General features: G+C 40.4%; 16 protein-coding genes. 8 read left to right on the forward strand and 8 right to left on the reverse strand.

The window, feature by feature from the left end; genetic code table 11:
* The first annotated feature begins 8 nt into the window (after positions 1 to 8).
* Positions 9 to 641, forward strand: coding sequence for a 7-carboxy-7-deazaguanine synthase QueE (locus LU635_RS01120; RefSeq protein WP_240095342.1), 633 nt, complete (start codon positions 9 to 11; stop codon positions 639 to 641).
* Positions 642 to 685: 44 nt separating this feature from the next.
* Here the strand turns inward: LU635_RS01120 and LU635_RS01125 are convergent, their stop codons facing one another.
* Positions 686 to 1,243 (reverse strand): DUF2911 domain-containing protein, encoded by a 558-nt coding sequence (locus LU635_RS01125; protein WP_240095343.1) that lies wholly within the window; start codon positions 1,241 to 1,243, stop codon positions 686 to 688.
* Positions 1,244 to 1,503: 260 nt separating this feature from the next.
* Between LU635_RS01125 and asnB the strand changes: the two genes are divergently transcribed.
* From asnB to secDF, 5 genes are all read left to right on the forward strand, one after another.
* On the forward strand, positions 1,504 to 3,114 hold the full coding sequence (gene asnB / locus LU635_RS01130; protein WP_240095344.1) for an asparagine synthase B: 1,611 nt from the start codon (positions 1,504 to 1,506) through the stop codon (positions 3,112 to 3,114).
* A 179-nt stretch (positions 3,115 to 3,293) separates the two neighbouring features.
* Positions 3,294 to 5,234 (forward strand): DNA topoisomerase (ATP-hydrolyzing) subunit B, encoded by a 1,941-nt coding sequence (gene gyrB, locus LU635_RS01135; protein ID WP_240095345.1) that lies wholly within the window; start codon positions 3,294 to 3,296, stop codon positions 5,232 to 5,234.
* A gap of 121 nt (positions 5,235 to 5,355) precedes the next feature.
* Positions 5,356 to 6,330 (forward strand): DUF6588 family protein, encoded by a 975-nt coding sequence (locus LU635_RS01140; RefSeq protein WP_240095346.1) that lies wholly within the window; start codon positions 5,356 to 5,358, stop codon positions 6,328 to 6,330.
* A gap of 96 nt (positions 6,331 to 6,426) precedes the next feature.
* Positions 6,427 to 7,353, forward strand: a complete 927-nt coding sequence (mdh, locus tag LU635_RS01145) for a malate dehydrogenase (protein WP_240095347.1) — start codon at positions 6,427 to 6,429, stop codon at positions 7,351 to 7,353.
* A gap of 168 nt (positions 7,354 to 7,521) precedes the next feature.
* Positions 7,522 to 10,524, forward strand: coding sequence for a protein translocase subunit SecDF (gene secDF, locus LU635_RS01150; protein WP_240095348.1), 3,003 nt, complete (start codon positions 7,522 to 7,524; stop codon positions 10,522 to 10,524).
* A gap of 81 nt (positions 10,525 to 10,605) precedes the next feature.
* On the opposite strand, the gene LU635_RS01155 is transcribed toward secDF, so the two are convergent.
* From LU635_RS01155 to folE, 5 genes are read right to left on the reverse strand one after another with little or no spacing between them, the layout of a single operon-like run.
* Complete coding sequence (locus LU635_RS01155) at positions 10,606 to 11,112, reverse strand: DUF192 domain-containing protein (RefSeq protein ID WP_240095349.1); 507 nt, start codon at positions 11,110 to 11,112, stop codon at positions 10,606 to 10,608.
* Positions 11,109 to 11,930: a prolipoprotein diacylglyceryl transferase gene (gene lgt, locus LU635_RS01160; RefSeq protein ID WP_240095350.1), complete on the reverse strand. Its 822-nt coding sequence runs from the start codon at positions 11,928 to 11,930 to the stop codon at positions 11,109 to 11,111. The genes LU635_RS01155 and lgt overlap by 4 nt, the downstream gene beginning before the upstream one ends.
* Positions 11,931 to 11,975: 45 nt before the next feature.
* Positions 11,976 to 12,224 carry a membrane protein insertion efficiency factor YidD gene (gene yidD, locus LU635_RS01165; RefSeq protein ID WP_240095351.1) on the reverse strand — a complete coding sequence of 83 codons (249 nt, stop codon included), beginning with the start codon at positions 12,222 to 12,224 and terminating at the stop codon, positions 11,976 to 11,978.
* A gap of 10 nt (positions 12,225 to 12,234) precedes the next feature.
* Positions 12,235 to 13,719: a cysteine--tRNA ligase gene (gene cysS / locus LU635_RS01170; protein WP_240095352.1), complete on the reverse strand. Its 1,485-nt coding sequence runs from the start codon at positions 13,717 to 13,719 to the stop codon at positions 12,235 to 12,237.
* Positions 13,720 to 13,741: 22 nt separating this feature from the next.
* Positions 13,742 to 14,419 (reverse strand): GTP cyclohydrolase I FolE, encoded by a 678-nt coding sequence (gene folE, locus LU635_RS01175; RefSeq protein WP_240095353.1) that lies wholly within the window; start codon positions 14,417 to 14,419, stop codon positions 13,742 to 13,744.
* 149 nt (positions 14,420 to 14,568) lie between these two features.
* Between folE and LU635_RS01180 the strand changes: the two genes are divergently transcribed.
* On the forward strand, positions 14,569 to 16,410 hold the full coding sequence (locus LU635_RS01180; RefSeq protein ID WP_240095354.1) for a T9SS type B sorting domain-containing protein: 1,842 nt from the start codon (positions 14,569 to 14,571) through the stop codon (positions 16,408 to 16,410).
* Between the two features lie 41 nt (positions 16,411 to 16,451).
* On the opposite strand, the gene LU635_RS01185 is transcribed toward LU635_RS01180, so the two are convergent.
* Together LU635_RS01185 and LU635_RS01190 are read right to left on the reverse strand one after the other, a co-directional pair.
* On the reverse strand, positions 16,452 to 17,957 hold the full coding sequence (locus tag LU635_RS01185; RefSeq protein WP_240095355.1) for an OmpP1/FadL family transporter: 1,506 nt from the start codon (positions 17,955 to 17,957) through the stop codon (positions 16,452 to 16,454).
* Between the two features lie 75 nt (positions 17,958 to 18,032).
* Positions 18,033 to 19,130 carry a hypothetical protein gene (locus LU635_RS01190; protein ID WP_240095356.1) on the reverse strand — a complete coding sequence of 366 codons (1,098 nt, stop codon included), beginning with the start codon at positions 19,128 to 19,130 and terminating at the stop codon, positions 18,033 to 18,035.
* 106 nt (positions 19,131 to 19,236) lie between these two features.
* Between LU635_RS01190 and proS the strand changes: the two genes are divergently transcribed.
* Positions 19,237 to 20,715 (forward strand): proline--tRNA ligase, encoded by a 1,479-nt coding sequence (gene proS / locus LU635_RS01195; protein ID WP_240095357.1) that lies wholly within the window; start codon positions 19,237 to 19,239, stop codon positions 20,713 to 20,715.
* The last annotated feature ends 139 nt before the right edge of the window (positions 20,716 to 20,854 follow it).

Genomic DNA, 20,854 nt, shown 5'->3' on the forward strand with positions numbered 1-20,854 from the left:
TGCAGGCTATGATTTCAGAAGAGACAAAGCAGTTGGTGGATAAAGGGATTATGCTCCCTTTGATGGAGGAATTCTATACAATTCAGGGTGAAGGGTTCCATAAGGGAACGGCTGCATATTTTATAAGAATTGGTGGATGTGATGTTGGTTGCCACTGGTGTGACGTGAAGGAAAGCTGGGATGCTGAAGTTCATCCGCCTACCCGGATCGGGCAGATAATTGAAAATGCCATAAAATACAGTAAGACTATTGTGGTGACCGGAGGAGAACCGCTTACCTGGGATATGACTGAATTGACTGAAGGGCTTAAGAAGAAAGGCTGCAGTATTCATATCGAGACTTCAGGAGCTTACGACCTTACCGGAACCTGGGACTGGATATGTCTTTCTCCTAAAAAGATAAAACTTCCGAAGCCAGAAATATATCCTCTTGCAAACGAACTAAAAGTTATCATATTCAATAAACATGATTTTAAGTTTGCAGAAGAGCAGGCCGCCCAGGTTGGAGAAGACTGTATACTTTATTTGCAACCGGAATGGAGCAATCGTGAAAAAATGATACCTCTTATAGTTGATTATGTGATGCAAAACCCTAAATGGAAGGTTTCCCTTCAAACTCATAAGTACCTTAATATCCCATAAAAAAACACCCTCTAAGGGTGTTTTTCAATTTTATTAAGAATTTCCTATTTCACGTTTTTGAATGGTACTTTTACATACTCATCGTCCCATCCAATAAGAAGATTTGTGCCGTCTGGAGTTCCTTCAAAAGCCATTGATAATGCTTCTATCGTGTTAGGTGATTGCCTCACCGGGACATTTATTCTTACCATGTCATCTTCATCAGTATATTCATAGGCCCCCCAGGTATTAGTGTTTTTATTAAGTATGATCGTCCATTCCTTTTCATTTGGAATAGTATATAAAGTATAGGTTCCGGCCTCAACCGTTACATCTGCCACCTGCATGTCCTTATAAAAAGTAAGTTCTGTAGCTTCATTCGCGCCCGTTCTCCATACCTCTCCATAAGGCACCAGTTTGCCGAAGATATCCCTATCTCTTTTTTGTGGCCGGCTATAAATCACCCGTGCTATGGCTTCATCATTTTGGTTTCTGTATAATACAAGGTCCATTGGGCTGGCGTCCAGTTTTGCAAAATTGGGAGTGTCTTTATCCTGGGCATTAATAGGGTTTGCGACTAACATGCAGATGATACTGAATACTCCTAGAAATAGTCTTTTCATTGTAGTTTGTTTTTGAATTAGTAATGATTGTTTAAAGATAGCTGAAGCGTTGTGGCTTAATTGTTAAAAAAGTGCTTACAAGCTGTTAAATTTTATCTGTCTTTATATATGAAAGAATTATGCCGAAATTTCACATGCATCAGTTTTCTTAAATGTTTAATTAAACAAAATTTGTTTTTAAATGAAACCAATATTCATATTATACTTTCCTTATATTATGTATAAGCGCATATTTGCCTTGTAATTATAAATTAAATGTCATGTGTGGAATTTTAGCAGTTATCGGAAAAGATCTTGAAAAGGCAAAAATTAGAAGCCTTTCTAAAAGGATGTCCCATAGAGGACCCGATGAAAGCGGATTAAAAATTACTGAAAAAGGGTATGTGCTAGCGCACGAACGCCTTTCAATTGTAGATCTTACTACCGGGATTCAGCCAATCCAGGGAACCAGCTCAGCATGGATGGTTCACAACGGTGAGATCTATAACCATATGGATTTAAGAAATAATGAATTAAAACATCATACTTTCAGGACTACTGGAGACTCAGAAGTGATCGTTCATCTTTATGAAGAATTTGGGTATGATTTTGTAGATATGTTAGATGGCGTATTCTCGTTTGTTGTCGTTGATGGTGACGATTTCATTGCAGGAAGGGATCCAATTGGAGTTAAGCCTCTTTACTATGGTACTGATGAAAGCGGAGCCTTGTGGTTTGCCAGTGAAATGAAAGCCCTGGCCGATCATTGTACGGAATTTGCGGCTTTTCCTCCGGGACATTACTATACACCTGAAACTGGATTTGTCAGATATTACAAACCAGACTGGTTTGAATCTGAAAAAGCAGTTCAACCTGCCGATCTTACAAAACTAAGAGAAAGTCTTATTGAAGCTACACGAAAGAGGCTGATGGCAGATGTGCCTTTAGGAGTGCTTCTAAGTGGCGGGCTTGATTCTTCACTAACTTCCTCTATCGCTGCCCGTTTAATAAAGGATAGCGGACAGAAACTACATTCGTTCTCAATAGGTCTTGATCCTGAAGCACCCGATCTTATTGCAGCGAGAAAAGTAGCTGAGTTTCTTGGGACTGAGCATACAGAGGTTCACTTTACTGTAGAAGAAGGAATTGAAATATTGAGTCAGTTGGTATGGCATCTTGAGACCTACGACGTGACTTCGATCAGGGCAAGTACTCCAATGTATTTCCTTTCAAAGGCGATTGCCGATAAAGGCATAAAAGTAGTGCTTTCAGGAGAAGGTTCAGACGAAATTTTCGGAGGATATCTTTACTTCAAGAATGCTCCTTCGCCTGCTGAGTTTCAGAAAGAGACGATCAGAAGGGTTCAGAGACTGGCAACGGCAGATTGTTTAAGAGCCGATAAATCTACTATGGCACATGGGTTGGAAGCAAGGGTGCCATTCCTTGATAAAGCTTTCCTGAAAACCGCCATGGAGATGGTGCCTGAATCAAAGATGCCTGTAACTTATGATGGTGTGGAAAAATATGTTCTTAGAAAAGCTTTTGATACACCAGAGCAGCCATTTTTACCGGATGAGGTATTATGGAGACAAAAAGAGCAGTTTAGCGATGGTGTTGGTTATAACTGGATAGATCAGCTTATTGAATACGCTGCTCAGCAGGTGACCGATACTCAGATGGCCATGGCAGAGTCTAAATATCCTGTAAATACTCCGGCTACCAAAGAAGCTTATTTTTACAGGGAATTGTTCCATAAGCATTTCCCGCAGGATTCCGCAGCCAAGACGGTAAAAAGATGGATTCCGAAATGGCAAAAAGATCTTGATCCTAGCGGGAGAGCTAATGAAACTCATGTTGCTCCCGGTCTAAAAAAGGAGTTATTGAAAATGTAATTTTCTTCACTATTTATATAGCCAGCCCGAACCGTTCAGGAAATCTGATACGGTTCGGGTTTTTCCACATAATTTGTTGATAACTTCAGGGCTTATAAGGTTGCCTCAACCTGTTAAAAATATGCGAATTATTATATTTGTTCGTTATCCAAAAGAGACGAAATTAATTAGCATATTATATGAGCGAAGAAGCCAAGAAACATAATTATTCAGCCGATAGTATTCAAGCGCTGGAGGGGATGGAGCATGTACGAATGCGACCCTCTATGTATATTGGTGATACGGGCGTTAGAGGTTTGCATCACCTGGTATATGAAGTTGTTGATAACTCTATCGATGAGGCCCTTGCGGGACACTGTGATTCTATTAAAGTTGCCATAAATGAAGATAATTCCATTACCGTTGAAGATAATGGTAGGGGAATTCCTATAGACCTTCATAAAAAAGAAGGAGTTTCTGCACTTGAAGTTGTAATGACAAAGATTGGTGCGGGAGGTAAATTTGATAAAGACTCCTATAAGGTTTCAGGAGGTCTTCACGGGGTAGGGGTGAGCTGTGTGAACGCTCTTTCTACACATCTGAAGGCTACTGTTTATAGGGATAATCAAATCTGGGAACAGGAATATGAGATTGGTAAGCCTCTTTATCCTGTTAAGCCTGTTGGAGAAACCGATCTTAGTGGGACAGTGGTTACTTTTAAACCAGATCCAAGCATCTTTCAACAGACCCTTGAATATAATTACGATACTCTTGCCAGCAGGATGCGCGAACTTGCTTTCCTGAATAGGGGCATAACCATAATTCTTACCGACAAAAGAAGAACAGAGGATGATGGAGAATTTGTTCAGGAAAAGTTCTATTCAGAAGATGGTCTGAAAGAATTCATTCGTTTTCTTGATGGAAACAGAGAGGCGATTATAAGCGATGTGATCTCCATGGAAGGAGAGAAGAATGATATCCCTGTTGAGGTTGCAATGGTTTATAATACCTCTTTCAATGAGAATCTGCATTCCTATGTAAATAATATTAATACGCACGAAGGGGGTACACATCTTTCAGGTTTTAGAAGAGGTCTAACCACTACACTTAAGAAATATGCTGATGCTTCAGGTTTACTTGATAAAGTTAAATTTGAAATAACCGGTGATGATTTCCGTGAAGGCCTAACAGCCATTATTTCAGTAAAAGTTGCTGAGCCTCAATTTGAAGGTCAGACCAAAACAAAACTTGGTAACAGGGAGGTGACCTCTGCAGTTTCTCAGGCTGTTTCTGAAATGCTTGAGAATTATCTGGAAGAAAATCCGAATGATGCCAAAACCATCGTTCAAAAAGTTATACTAGCTGCGCAGGCGAGAAATGCTGCGAAAAAAGCCCGTGAAATGGTTCAGCGTAAAACCGCCATGAGTGTTGGTGGTTTGCCTGGGAAATTATCCGACTGTTCCGAGCAGGATCCGGCACAATGTGAAGTTTTCCTTGTTGAGGGAGATTCGGCAGGTGGAACAGCCAAGCAGGGGCGAGACCGTAAATTTCAGGCGATTCTGCCTTTAAGGGGTAAGATCCTGAATGTTGAAAAGGCGATGTCTCATAAGGTTTTTGATAATGAAGAGATCAAGAACATCTATACGGCTCTTGGAGTTACAATAGGTACTGAAGAGGATAGTAAGGCCCTGAACCTGTCAAAGCTAAGATATCACAAGATCGTGATCATGTGTGATGCCGATGTGGATGGTAGTCACATTGAAACCCTTATTCTTACTTTCTTTTTCCGTTATATGAGGGAGTTGATAGAAGGTGGACATGTTTATATTGCAACTCCGCCTCTTTATCTTGTTAAGAAAGGAAGTAAAAAACGCTATGCCTGGAATGAGAAGGAAAGGGATGAGATCGCTGATAGCTATAGTGGAGGTGTTCAGATTCAACGATATAAAGGTCTTGGAGAGATGAACGCCGAGCAATTATGGGATACCACTATGGATCCTGGATATCGTAAATTAAGGCAGGTGAATATTGACAACGGGGGAGAAGCAGACAGGATCTTCTCGATGTTGATGGGAGATGAGGTTCCGCCAAGAAGGGAATTCATTGAGAAGAATGCTAAATATGCGAATATTGACGCTTAATTAATAGCTGACATAAAATTTTAAAAAAGGCCCACGCTTAATAAGTGTGGGTTTTTTGCGTTTTGTTAAGTAAATGGATCTTTTAAATTATTATTTTTACCACACCTAAACCTAAATCACCGTGAAAAATTCCAAGTTATTTGTATTGCCTGCTTTTTTGTTTTTTGTTTCAACCATGTTTGGCCAGTTACCTCAGGAGGGGCAGGATATAGTTAATGATTTATTGCATATTGCAGATGGCTTTGCAACTCCGGCATCCGAAAGTACGGCCTATCAGGGTACTGCAGGCTGGTTTACATCTGCCAGGGCTTTGGATGAATGGAAAGTAGATGTTTCAATTCATGGCAATGGTCTTTTTGTGCCTTCCAGTAAAAAGGAATTTACTATTAACCGGACCGCATTGACTAATCTTAAAATAAATGATGGTGTCAATTCTGCTGTAATACCAACTGCTTTTGGGGGTAAATCAGAAGTAATGTTTAATGGAAGTTTTCAGGGAAATGAGTTTTCTTTTGAAGCTTTTCAGGGTGTTGACAAAGGAGCTTTAATATATCCGTTTGCTCAGGTTTCTGTAGGACTGCCTTTTAATACTGAGGTGGGTGTCCGGTTTTTGCCTGAATTGGAGGTTGATGGATCTAACTTCAGTACCTATGGAATAGGTTTAAAGCATAATTTTAGCCAGTATTTTAGATTTAATGACGAAGAAGATCTTCAGTTAGCTGGTATAATTTCTTATAATATATTTGATGTTAAATATGAGTTTGAGCAGATCAGTGTTCCAGATCTTGTGAACCTGAATCTTATCGATGTGAGTGCCGGGGTATGGATGGCTGAAGTTATGGCATCGAAGAAATATGAGAATTTTGAAATTTTCGGTGCTTTAGGAGTCGCTCAGTCAGATTTTGAATATGAGTTTGGAGGCACCGGAGTTGCCTTACCTTTTGTTAATTCTCAATTGGCTACCTTAAACGATAAACAGGCTCAATTCAAAGGGGATATAGGTTTTAATCTTTATTTCAATAAATTTAAGATCAGTACTATGGCCACCGCGGGTAAATTTGTAAATGTGAATATTGGCCTGCATTTCATTTTATAAATATTACCTGATTTAATCAATCCTTATTATTATTACTGCCTCATTATTTGTAATTTCGTAATCAGTATTAATAGAAATTAAATAATATCATATAACATGAAAGTTACCATAGTAGGAGCAGGTGCCGTTGGTGCCAGCTGTGCCGAATATGTTGCCATCAAAAATTTTGCTTCTGAAGTAGTTTTACTGGATATTAAAGAAGGTTACGCTGAAGGTAAAGCAATGGACCTGATGCAAACTGCAACCCTTAATGGCTTCGATACAAAAATAACCGGAAGTACTAACGATTATTCCAAAACCGCAAATAGTGATATCGCTGTAATTACAAGTGGTATTCCGCGTAAACCTGGAATGACAAGAGAAGAACTTATTGGGATCAATGCGGGGATCGTGAAAGAGGTTTCCTCGAATCTTATTAAGCATTCTCCGGATGTTACACTTATCGTTGTGAGTAATCCTATGGATACGATGACATATCTGGTTCATAAAACTACCGGACTTCCTAAAAATAAAATCATAGGAATGGGTGGTGCTCTGGATAGCGCAAGATTCAAGTATAGATTAAGTGAGGCCCTGGAATGTCCGCCTTCAGATGTTGACGGTATGGTTATAGGAGGGCATAGCGATACCGGAATGGTGCCGCTTACCAGATTAGCTACTAGAAATAGTGTTCCTGTAACTGCTTTCCTTTCTGAGGATAGACTGAACCAGGTGGCGGAAGATACTAAAGTAGGAGGAGCGACTCTTACCAAATTATTAGGAACCAGTGCATGGTATGCGCCAGGTGCTGCTGTTTCCGGACTGGTTCAGGCTATAGCTTGTGACCAGAAAAAAATGTTCCCGTGTTCAGCATTATTGGATGGTGAATATGGATTGAGTGATCTTTGTATCGGTGTGCCGGCTATTCTTGGAAAAGACGGCCTGGAGAAAATTGTGGAATTGCAACTGGATGAAGCTGAGATAGCCAAAATGAAAGAGAGTGCCGAAGGTGTGAAAAAAACCAATGGTCTTCTTGACGTTTAGTTTTTCAGAAAAATTCAAACAGAATACATTGGAAAGCCACAGTTTTTGTGGCTTTTTTAATGGATTTAAAAGTTAAAATTATCCAAAAAAAAATATTGGGATTTGAATTATGAAGTCCTATATTTGTCCGTTTTTAAAATAGACCTATAATCAATAATTTGAGGAATAATGCAGAATAAAGGACTGATTAAAGTTTTTGCAATTTTATTTGGGCTGGTATGCCTTTATCAGCTGTCTTTTACATTTATAACAAATGGTGTTGAAGATGAGGCTGAAGAGTTTGCGGTTCAGAGAATTGGCGAAGATGTAGAGGATTATTCGCGACTTCGTGATGAGGCCGAGGCCAGATATCTGGATTCGATCGGAAATGAAGATGTGATCGCTGGTATAACCTATAATGACGCAAAAGATAAAGAGCTTAACAAAGGTCTTGATCTTAAGGGGGGTATCAATGTGATTCTTCAGATCTCAGTAAAAGATATCTTAAGTGGCCTTGCCAATGACTCTAAGGATCCTGCTTTTAGAAAGGCCTTGGCAGAAGCTGACGCAGCGCAGACAGATAGCCAGGAGAACTATATAGATCTTTTCTTTGAAGCATTCAATAATATACCCAATGCTAAACTGGCATCTCCGGATATTTTTGCAAATAAAACTTTAAGTGATGAGGTTAACTTCAATATGACAAATGAGGAAGTTGAACCTATCATTAGAAGAAAGATTGATGAGTCTATTACTTCGGCGTTTGAAGTATTAAGAAAGCGTATCGATAAGTTTGGTGTTACCCAGCCAAACATTCAGCGTTTAGGAAATTCAGGAAGAATACTTGTTGAGCTACCGGGAGCAAAAGATATTAGCAGGGTTAAGAATCTTCTTCAAAGTACAGCTCAATTAGAGTTCTGGCATGTATATAAAAATAATGAGCTGGGAAATTTCCTTGTTCAGGCTAATAATAGGCTGGCTGAAATGAAGCGTTCAGAAGAAGCTGAAACCGTAGAGGAGGCAGATACTACAGAAACTTCAGGAGATAGCGAAATTGATGAGCTTTTAGCCGATGCTGAAGATACTACCCAGGTAGAGACCGGAAGTAATCCAATTTTCGATCTTATTGTTTCTCCGGGATACCAGGGAGGACCTGTGCTAGCTACTTTTAAAGTTCAGGATACTGCAAAGGTGATGGATTACATTACCAGACCGCAAATACGTTCACTACTTCCCTCGGAACTACGTTATGCAAAATTTGTTTGGGGTGTGCCAGATGATGAGACTCAAACTTCAGCATTATACGCTCTGAAAGGTAATCGTAATATGGAGCCTCCATTAAGTGGAAGCGTGATTACCGATGCACAGCAGACTTATGATCAATTAGGTCGCATAGCGGTAAGCATGCAAATGGATGGTACTGGAGCGAAGATCTGGGAAGATATGACCGAAACGGCATATAATAACCAAAGCCAGATCGCTATCGTTCTTGATAATATTGTTTATTCTGCACCAGGTGTTTCTTCCGGACCTATTTCGGGTGGCAGGAGTGAGATTACCGGTGATTTCAGCATTACTGAAGGTCAGGATTTAGCCAACGTGCTTCGGGCTGGTAAACTGCCGGCTTCTGCAGATATTATTCAAAGTGAGGTAGTAGGACCTTCATTGGGTCAGGAGGCTATCGACAGTGGTATAAATTCCTTCGTTATCGCTCTTATCCTTGTTCTGCTATGGATGATATTTTATTATGGTAAAGCTGGAGCCTTTGCAGATATTGCACTTGTTGTAAACATCCTTTTTATTTTTGGAATCCTTGCAGGTCTTGGAGCGGTGCTTACACTGCCCGGGATTGCGGGTATCGTATTGACCATAGGTATGTCGGTTGATGCCAACGTACTTATCTTTGAAAGGATTAAGGAAGAGCTTGCTAAAGGTAAAATACAGAGAGATGCCATTAGGGATGGTTTCAACAATGCCTTGTCGTCTATTCTTGATGCGAACATCACGACAGGTCTTACCGGTCTTATTCTATTCGTACTGGGAACCGGTCCTATTAAAGGATTTGCAACAACCTTACTAATTGGTATCGCAACTTCTTTATTCACTGCTATCTTTATTACCAGATTGCTTATTGACAGCTATGGTAAAAAGGAAAAATCACTTGATTTTGCCACTTCCCTTACAAAGAACCTGTTCACTAACATGAACATAGATTTCCTTAAAAAGAGGAAAGTTGCCTATATCATTTCAGGATTGTTCATCGTGATTAGTATTGGCTCTTTATTTTTACAGGGTCTAAATGAAGGTGTTGATTTTGTAGGGGGTAGAACCTATACGGTAAGATTTGCAGATGATGTTAATCCTACTGAAGTTCAAAGTGACCTTGTAGCTACATTCGGAAGTGCCGAAGCAAAAACATTCGGTCCGGATAACCAGTTGAAGATAACTACTAAATATAAGGTAGATGAAGAGGGTGCTGAAGTAGATGAAGAAATTCAGCAGTCACTATTCGACGCTCTTACACCTTATCTGCCTGCAGACTTTACTTATGATGAGTTTGTTGATGGTTCTGATGCTAAGACGGTTGGAATTATGCAATCGATGAAAGTAGGAGCTACCATCGCCGATGATATTAAGAATGCATCTTTCTGGGCCGTTTTAGGTTCGCTTATAGTTGTATTCCTTTATATCTTGTTGCGTTTCCGTAAATGGCAGTTCAGTCTTGGAGCAGTTGCAGCGGTATTCCATGATGTTCTTGTGGTATTGGGGATCTTCTCGCTGCTTTATAAAGTGATGCCTTTTAATATGGAAATTGATCAGGCCTTTATCGCAGCGATCCTAACTGTAATTGGTTACTCCCTGAATGATACTGTGGTTGTGTTTGACCGTATTAGAGAATATGTTAATGAACATTCCTCATGGGAGTTTGGTAAGATAGTTAATGTTGCATTGAACAGTACTATTAGTAGAACATTGAACACCTCGCTAACAACCCTGGTTGTATTACTTGCCATCTTCATCTTTGGAGGTGAAAGCATCAGAGGATTTATGTTCGCTCTTATAGTTGGTGTTATTGTTGGTACTTACTCTTCATTATTCATCGCAACACCGGTAATGGTAGATAGCGTGAAGAATAAGTCTTCTATCGAAAAGAAAAAGAAACCTCACACTGAAGAAGCTGCAACAGCATAAATTCAGGTTAATTATATAACGAAAAAAAAGGGCTTCCAATTTGGAAGCCCTTTTTTGTTTTCAATCATTAATAAAATGATTCTATTCTTCCAAAGTAGTTCTGTAAAAACTGAATTTATCTCCTTTCTCGATTTTCCATTCATCAGAAAGTCCGGCGTTCACTTCAAGTACAAATTGAGAAGGGCCTTCTGAGGGAAGGGGAGTTTCATTACGGGGAGCAGCGTTCTTCTGGATACTTACAAGGCTGCTATCAGCATCGTAATAAATAATATCTAAAGGGAAATAGGTATTCTTCATGTAGTAATTCCGTACCTGTTCCTCATTATAGATGAAGAGCATGCCCTGTGAGTTCTTCATACCCTCACGATACATAAGCCCGGTTTGATGCTCATAATCGCTTTCAGCAAGTTCTATATCCAGCTTTTGAACAGTATCCCCCGATGATTTTATCAAATAGAGTTCTGCTTCCTTCTGAAAGGAAATAGGATCTGGTTCAATAGCCTTTTCTTTTTTATCTTCATTACAGGATAAGACAGAAAGGCTCAGGAAAAGTGAAAGTGAAGCGAGACTTATAATTCGCATTCTCATACCGTTCTTCTTTTGGTAGGCCTGTACATGAAATAAAGTCCTGCCAGAACGAAGGGAACGCTTAACCACTGGCCGGTATTTAATAACCAGGTCGCTCTTTCCTCAACCTGCGGCTCCTTAATGAATTCTATAAAGAATCTCACGGTCCAGAGCAGGACAAGGAAAAGACCGAATATATAGCCTAGTTTGAATCGTTTTTCAGTTTTCCAGTACATGAACCATAAAATTATAAATATTATCAGGTAACAGCCCGATTCATACAATTGAGCGGGATGTCTGGCGAAATCCTCTCCAAGTTTTTCAAATATCACTCCGTAATCTGAATTGGTGGGTTTCCCTACGATTTCAGAATTTATAAAATTCCCTATCCGTACAAAAATGGCACCACTGGCAACGGGTATTACTATGCGGTCTAATATCCAGAGAACAGGTTTTTTCAGTATGCGTTTAGCGTATAGGTACATGGCTACGATAATCCCAATGGCAGCTCCATGACTGGCGAGTCCTCTGAAGCCGGTAAATTCGAATTCCGGTTCAAACCTAACGGGTAAAAATATTTCAAGGAGGTGATTTTGAAAGTAGTCCCAGTCATAAAAGATCACATGTCCAAGTCGGGCGCCTAAAAGAGTGGCGATAACAGTATAAATAAATAAAGAGTCCAGCTTTTCTATCTCTATGCCTTCACGGGTGTAGATACTTTTCATGATATACCAGCCAAGACCAAAGGCAATTAAGAACATGAGGCTGTAATAGTGTATGGTGAGAATTCCCAGATCCAATCCTTCTGACGGATTCCAGCGAATAGCATTTATAAGCATGGTAAATTTTTTGATTAGGCGTAAATATACATATTTGCCGTTTCTTTAGGCAGATTTGGAGTCTGATTTTCCCGGAACTGGATCATAACCGCAGCCTCCCCAGGGGTTGCACCTGGCTATTCTTTTAATTCCCAGCCATGTTCCCTTAAAAGGCCCGTGTTTCCTGATGGCTTCTATCATATAGGTGGAACAGGTTGGCTCATAACGGCATGTAGCCGGGGTAAGAGGTGAAATAAACTTCTTATAGAACTGAACAGTACCGGTCAATATTTTACTCAAGCCTCGGTCCAGCATGATGAACATTTTATTTTACAGAGAATGTAGTGCCCTCTTTCCCGTCTTTAAGTTGAATCCCAAGGTCCTGTAACTGGTCTCTTATCTGATCACTTAAGGCGAAATTTTTATTATTTCTGGCTTCAGTTCTCAGTTGTATGAGTAGGTCTATGGTTCCGGCAAGTTTGTTTTCGTCGTTTTCATTCTCAGAAGCGACGTCCACAAGTCCAAGGATGTCGAACATAAAGGAGCTCATACTTTCCTTAAGTTCTTTTTTATCCTTTTCGGTGATTTGAAGTGAGCCTTCCCTGATATTATTGATCGTTTTAACTGCATCGAAAAGCTTTGCAATAAGGATGGGGCTGTTGAAGTCATCATTCATCGCGTCATAGCAGGACTGTTTCCATTCTGCAAGGTTAAAGCCGGTTTTCTCAGAAACAGGAAGTTCAACTATTGAATGATAGGCTTCCATAAGACGGTTAAAACCTTTTTCACTGCCCAGCAGCGCATCACTCGAAAAGTCAAGAATACTTCGATAATGAGCCTGAAGTATGAAGAACCTTACCACATTCGGAGAAAAGGCCTTTGTTAATATATCATTGTTTCCGGTAAATATCTGTTCCGGGAGTATAAAATTCCCGGTACTTTTGGCCATTTTCTTTCCATTCAGGGTAAGCATATTGGCATGAAGCCAGTAATTTACAGGAGATTTTCCTGTTGCAGCCTCTCCCTGTGCTATTTCACATTCATGATGAGGGAATTTAAGATCCATTCCACCACCATGAATGTCAAATTCTTCGCCCAGATATTTTGTGCTCATAACGGTACATTCCAAGTGCCAGCCAGGGAAGCCATCACTCCATGGTGAGGGCCAGCGCATAATATGCTGTGGCTCGGCCTTTTTCCATAATGCGAAGTCCTGTGGATTTCTTTTATCACTCTGGGCAGTCAGTTCCCTGGTGTTTGCGATCATGTCTTCTATAGCCCTTCCGCTTAATTTTCCATAGGCATGGTCTTTATTGAACTTTAGTACATCAAAATAAACCGATCCATTGGCTTCGTATGCATAGCCATTTTCGAGTATGGTTTTGATGATCTCAATTTGTTCAACAATATGCCCGGTGGCGGTTGGTTCGATGCTAGGAGGAAGATTGTTGAATTTCTGAAGGATGTTGTGAAAATCAACGGTATATTTCTGTACAACTTCCATTGGCTCAATCTGCTCCAGTCTTGCTTTTTTGGCAATTCTATCCTCACCGCTATCAGCGTCATTTTCAAGATGCCCGGCATCGGTAATATTTCTTACATAACGAACTTTATAACCTAAGTGTTTAAGATACCTGAAGACCAGGTCAAAAGAAATGAATGTTCTGCAGTTTCCTAAGTGCACATTACTGTATACGGTGGGTCCGCATACATACATTCCTATATGTCCTTCGTTGATGGGAGTAAAAACCTCTTTTTCTCCCGTCATGGAATTGTAAAGTTTCAGGCTTTGTTCCTGGTAGAGCGCCATGTAGTAAAAATGTTTTGAATGATTAGAACGAGGTGTCTAATTTAATATAATCCAGAAATTCTCTTCTTATTTCATTTTTTTTGAAAGCTCCTCCAAACTCACTGGTCACAGTACTGCTTTCAATATCCCTGATTCCCCTGCTGTTTACGCACAAATGCTTCGCATCAATAACGCAGGCAACATCTGGTGTGCCTAGCACATTTTGAAGTTCATGGACAATTTGCATTGTCATTCTCTCCTGAACCTGAGGTCGTTTTGCAAAATAGTCAACGATCCTGTTCATTTTTGAAAGCCCAACAACAGTCCCATTAGAGATATATGCCACATGGGCTTTTCCCACAATTGGCAGAAGGTGATGCTCGCAGGTAGAATAAACAGTGATATTTTTCTCTACCAGCATTTCACCGTATTTGTATTTGTTTTCAAAGGTAGAAGCCTTTGGTTTTCTCTTTGGATGCAGGCCAGAAAATACTTCGCTTACGAACATCTTAGCCACTCTTAAGGGAGTTCCTTTCAGGCTGTCATCGGTTAGGTCCAGACCCAACGTCTCCATGATATGCCTTACGTCTTCCCTAATAAGATCGATTTTTTCATTATCGCTCAGGTCGAACGCATCTTCTCTTAGCGGTGTATTAGCACTGCTTGCCGCATGGGCGTCACCCATTTCTTCGATTTCATTCAATATCTTATCTACTTTCATGCTTTTTTGCAATAATAGTCGGTTTAAACCGTATTGGCTTGCAAAGATACATATTTATAAGCTTTTAGCAGTATTCAAAATCAATTAGGCTATAAGACAGATGTGCTTTATATTTCATAATTTGCATAGACTTATATTGGAAAGTCTTAATGAAGGTATTTCACACGCTAATAATAACTCTGCTTTTAAGTGGATTTTCCATAAATACAATGTATGGGCAGGGAGCTTTTTGTTCAGATATTGAACCTTTTTGTGCGGGCAGTGAAAGGCTTACTTTTCCAAATTCCAATAGTACTAACAGTTCTCAGATAAACGGGGAGGCCGGGCCATACTATGGCTGTCTGGAAGAGCAGCCCTATCCTGCCTGGTTCTTTTTGCAAGTAGAAGAGCCGGGAGATCTCCGTTTTAGTATCTCTCAATATGAAAATGAAGATGGTAGTGGTGCTCCCCTTGATGTCGATTTTGTAGTTTGGGGACCTTTTGACAGGGGGGAAGAGTATTGTAATGCATCGGCTCTGAATGAGGCAAATCTTATTGATTGTAGCTATCTCCCCGATGCCGTCGAAACGATGACGATTCCTGGCGCAATGGCGAATGAAGTCTATGTGGTCGTGATCACGAACTTTCAGCAACTTCCTGGATTCATATCGCTGGAGCAGACAAATGCCAGCGGAGGTTCCACAGATTGCTCTATATTGGACAGTGATCTCGGCGATAATATTGTAGTATGTGATGATGATGAATATATTCTGGACGGAACTACCGATGAAGCTGAAATTTATGAATGGTATGTTTATAATGATAATACCTCGGAATATGAGCAGATTCTGGGAGAAGACGGTCCAACTTTAACTGTGACCCAGTCCGGAGATTACAGGCTGGTGGTAAAAGACCTGGTGGGAGCAAGTAGCGATCAGGATGATGTAACGGTCACTTTTTATGAAAGTCCGGAGATCGGCGAGGTTTTAAATCTTTCAACCTGTGCAGAATCTGATAATTTTATAGATCTTACTCAAACTGCTCCCGAGCTTATAGCGCCTAATGTAAATCAAAATGATTTCAGAGTTGTTTATTATGAAAGTACTGAAGCCGTTGAAAATAATGAACCGATTACGCAACCTGGTTCGTTCGCTTTTCAATCCGGACTTGTTATCTATGCCAGGGTCGAACATATAGAAAGCGGCTGTCTTTCTGAGACTGAACAGTTTGAATTGGCTACGTTTGATTTCCCGGATTATCAGTTGCCGGAAATCACTATTTTTTGTGTAAATGCCGGTAATACTCCCGTGAGCGCAGTCACTTTAGGTGTCGATCTGGGAGCAGATTACACTTATGAGTGGAGTGACGGTACCAATATTATAAGTACAAATGCTATACTTACATTGAACGATATTCCTCTTACAGAAACTATAAACCTAAATTTAAGTCATTCTATCTCGGGCTGTGAAAGGGAGTTTAGTACAATACCCGTGGCGGTATCCAGGCCAGGTTCGGTTTCGATTTCAATTACAGGTTCCGATTTTGGGGATGGATATACGGTGACGGCGACTGCTGAGGAAATTATTGGGGAGGATTATGCCGGTTTAGAATACAGACTGGATAACAATAACTGGCAGGAATCTAATATTTTTAACCAGGTACCTCCTGGAAACCATGTTGTAAGTGTACGGGAGACCAATGGCTGCGGCGAGACCACAAGTGAAAGTTTCTTTTTGGTGGGCTATCCCCGTTTCTTCACTCCAAATTCTGATGGTTACAATGACACCTGGAACCTGATAAGTAATAATGACATTACTATAAAAAGACTGTACGTCTTTGATAGGTACGGCAAACTTATTCATCAGCTTGACCCAAGAGGAATTAAAGGCTGGGATGGAACCTATAACGGCAGAGATCTACCAGCCGATGATTATTGGTTTAAGGTGGAATTTATTGATCAAAAAACCGGGGAACATCGGGAATATATGTCAAATTTCACTCTGAAGAGATAACAAAGAGCCAATGACGGATCTTTGTTTACTTCGGTTTCTTTTTATAAGCCAAAACTAACTGAAAATATGACTTTTGAAAGATCCCGATCAAACCTTATTGGATCTGTAAGTCCGGTATTTAATATTGGCGTATTTTGCTCATAATTTGCGAAGCTGTATGCCAGATCAAGATTTACACTCCCAAAATTATAACCTATTCCGCCAGTGTAGCCGGTAAGGTCTCCAACACGGGTATCATTCTTAAAAGGACTTTCCTCAAATCTGTAACCAGCTCTAAGACTGAAATCAGAAATTCGGTATTCCCCTCCAAACTTATATGTAGATGCTGCCTTCATATTTTCGGAAATTTCCCTATTCAGGTTTTGATAGCTTAAATCGGTTTCAGGCTTGAATTTCATATTGGAATAATCTTTCCTGCTGTAATCAAAGCTTATAAGCCCCTGTTTTCCGAAGAGATATGCGATACTTCCGGTTAATTTTGAAGGAATTTGCAGGCGGTATTCAGGATAAACATTTAAAATGTTAGGCGCTATGGTTACAAATTCATCCTGTAGACTGTTGGTTTCAAGATACTGGGTGGTCTCTTCTCTTATATCGAACCAGATTGGGGAATCGTAGGTGATACCAAGTCTAAGGCTTTCATTGATTTTGGCAATTCCTCCCAGCTGGAAAGAAAATCCCTCTCCATTAGTGCTCAGGTTGTTTCCAAAGTAAACTTCGGTGGTCTCACTTCCAGAATTATTATTGAACTCACTAAGTTCTGTTGAATTTTCATAATTGATAAAATGGGTATTCAGGTTCAATCCAAGGTAAAGGAAATCCTTATACTGGGTAGCCGCATTGAAAGTAAGTTTTCCATTTAGCCCGGTTGCGGCATAGTTATAACGCTGGTCAAAGTTTCCTGGTGCGATGAGTGAAAAATAATCAGAGTTGGCTGGGTCGTCCATTTCGGCTTCAATTACATATCCCTGGTACCCCAGGAACGCCTGTTGAACCGGGAAGCCATAATTTTCACCCAAAAAAGAATACAGGTCAGAGATGCTTTCATCATCTCTAAGCTGAAGAAGATCCAGCTCCACACCGTCAGCATAATTCAAAAAATACTGGTCTATGGAATTTGAAGAAGTACCTCTTACCACATAATTTTCTTCATAATTAGAGGTGGAATTGTAATTTAAGCCCAGGGAAAATTTTCTCCAGTTACTGTCTCCAGTGCTCCTGAATACAAAAACACCGCCAAGGTTGCCCAGATCAAATTCAGAATTTTCGCTTACCGAACTCCCGTTATTATAAAGTATGCTATTGTCTAAATTTCTGTATCCTAAACTTACCGAAGCGCTGCTGGATAAAAATACAGCTGAAGAAGCCGGGTTTAATGAAATTGCAGACAGGTCTCCGCCCAATGCGCCAAAAGCTCCGCTCATGCCCACGAATCTTGCAGTTCCTGATAGTTCACTTGAAGAATATCTGTAAGCGTCATTCAGGTCCTGTGCCTCAACTGAGCTTATGACTGTAAAAAAGACTAATAGAGATAATATTCTTTTCATGATAATTTGATTTTCGATTAAAAAAAAACCCTACAAGCGCATCTGCCTGTAAGGTTTTTTTAAATTTTTTCTTTATTACTGAATTCCTCCGCGACCACCTCTGGAAGATCTTCCGCCAGAGCTTCTTGTTGTCCCTGAACTTCTGCTGGAACTACTTGAGCTTCTTGTAGTAGATGATCTGGTAGAAGAAGAATTACTTCTTCTGGATGGTGCAGACCTGTATGTCCTGTTGGTGTTTTGGGAAGAGCGCTGGTAAACCGGAGAACTGTTTCTGCTTCTGTTGTAATCGTAGGATCTTGAAGATTCGGTTCTACGATTGGTTCTGGTATAAATTCTTCGATCGTTATCATTGTTTGCGCTGCTTCTTACCCGGGAAGTTCCATCTGATGACCTCGAATTTCTTATTGCTCTTATACTTCTGGAGTAAGAAGAATTTCGAGAAGAAACGCTTCTGCGGTTTTCGCCGTCAGAATAATAAACGGTTGAATTTCTTCTTCCCTGGTTATATGCAATACGATCATTATAGCGGTATGGATGGTGGTATCCGTAGTAATTACCATAATAAGGATTATAATAACCACCATAATAGTGACCAAATCCAAATCCAAAGCCTATGTTCCAGTAAGATCCGTAACCATAGGCTATCGGACCACCCCAGTAACTATGTCGCCAGTATGGTCCATACCAATATGGGTTATACCATGGGTCATAAAATCCTCCATAATAAAAAGGAAAGTGTTGATAAGCCCATCCATATCTCCATGGGGAATAAAAGCCATCATTATAAATGTTTATGGTATAGCTATCCGGATCATCCCCCCAGGGAGCGTTTCCGCCTACATAGGCTACATCGCCACCAACATCATTGTAATTTTCATACCCGTCATTAGAAGTATAGCTTTCGACATCGGTAAAAACATCACTTTCAAGGACTTCTCCAACCATTTCAGACTGCTGGGCGAAAAGATTCTTATAATAGTTACTGTTGTTATTCGGCTTAACCTCTGTAGTTTGTGGCTCTTCCTGTTCCCAGATTCCAGGTCGGGACTCACCATAGATTCCATCAGCCTCATAACCGGAATACTGATATGAGCCGCATGAAACCATAGCGAACAGAACCACCGGAATGAACAGGAGGTTCAATTTATTCTGTATTATGTAATAAAGTTTCATTGGTAATTCTTTTTATTGTTGGGCATGCTAAAAATAGTTAGTTTTGCCCGAACGGTTAGTACGATTACGTATTAAAAGATACAAGTTTTATGCCAAATAACAAGAAATGGGTAAGAATCTAACAAAGCGAAGCGAAGACTATTCCAGGTGGTATAACGAACTGGTTGTAAAGGCTGATATGGCTGAAAACTCTGCTGTGCGAGGCTGTATGGTGATCAAGCCATATGGCTTTGCGATATGGGAGAAAATGCAGGCCGAATTGGACCGGATGTTCAAGGAGACGGGGCATCAGAATGCCTATTTTCCCCTATTCGTTCCCAAGAGCCTTTTTGAGGCCGAGGAAAAGAATGCCGAAGGTTTTGCAAAGGAGTGTGCTGTGGTTACTCATTATCGTTTGAAGAATGATCCGGACAATCCCGGTAAACTTAAGGTGGATCCTGAGGCTAAACTGGAGGAAGAGCTGGTGGTAAGACCGACCTCTGAAGCGGTTATCTGGAATACTTATAAGAACTGGATTCAGTCATACAGGGATCTGCCAATAAAGGTGAACCAATGGGCTAATGTGGTTAGATGGGAGATGAGAACAAGGCTTTTCCTTAGAACATCTGAATTCCTCTGGCAGGAAGGCCATACTGCCCACGAAACAAAAGAAGAGGCACTTCAGGAAACTGAACTGATGAATGATATTTATGCTGAATTCGCCGAGAATTTTATGGCTATTCCGGTAGTTAAGGGAAGTAAGACCGAAAATGAAAGGTTTGCCGGGGCTCTTGAAACATACTGTATTGAGGCTTTAATGCAGGATGGGAAAGCATTACAGGCCGGAACTTCTCATTTTCTAGGTCAGAATTTTGCCAAAGCCTTTGATGTGAAATTTGCCACTAAAGAGGGAGGTCTGGAGTATGTTTGGGCGACTTCATGGGGAGTTTCAACAAGGTTGATAGGTGCTCTTATTATGACCCATAGTGATGATAATGGTCTGGTGCTTCCTCCTAATCTTGCGCCTATCCAGGTGGTGATCGTGCCAATTTATAAAGGAGAGGAACAGTTAGAACAGATATCTGAAGTGGCTAATAAACTGGTGAAAGACCTGAGGGCTTTGGGCGTATCAGTAAAATACGATGATAGAGACACGCAGAAGCCGGGATGGAAATTTGCCCAGTATGAGTTGCAGGGAGTGCCGGTCAGGCTGGCAATAGGACCCAAGGATCTTGAAAAAGGAACGGTTGAGCTTGCAAGAAGGGATACTCTTACCAAAGAATTCGTAGACCAAGATAAAGTTGTGGAAAAAGTAAGGTCTTTAATGACTGAAATTCAGGATGCGCTTTTTGAGAAGGCAAAATCTTTCAGGGATGAACATATAACTGAAGTTGATTCTTTTGATGAATTCAAAAAAGTGCTAAAGCAAAAAGGAGGTTTTATTTCAGCGCATTGGGATGGTACTCCGGAGACTGAAAATAAGATCAAAGCACTTACGAAAGCTACCATAAGATGTATTCCTTTTAACAGGAAGAATGAGGTGGGAGAGTGCGTATTAACTGGGAAACCTTCCGAAGGGAGAGTGTTATTTGCCAAGGCCTATTAAAAATTTTAAAAAATTTTGATCAACATTTGCGGCATTAAAAAATAGTTGTATTTTTGCATCCGCATTTGAAACAAAAATGGTCCGTTCGTCTAGGGGTTAGGACGCCAGGTTTTCATCCTGGTAACAGGGGTTCGATTCC

Source organism: Christiangramia crocea, assembly GCF_022410465.1.
Taxonomy (GTDB): Bacteria; Bacteroidota; Bacteroidia; order Flavobacteriales; family Flavobacteriaceae; genus Christiangramia; species Christiangramia crocea.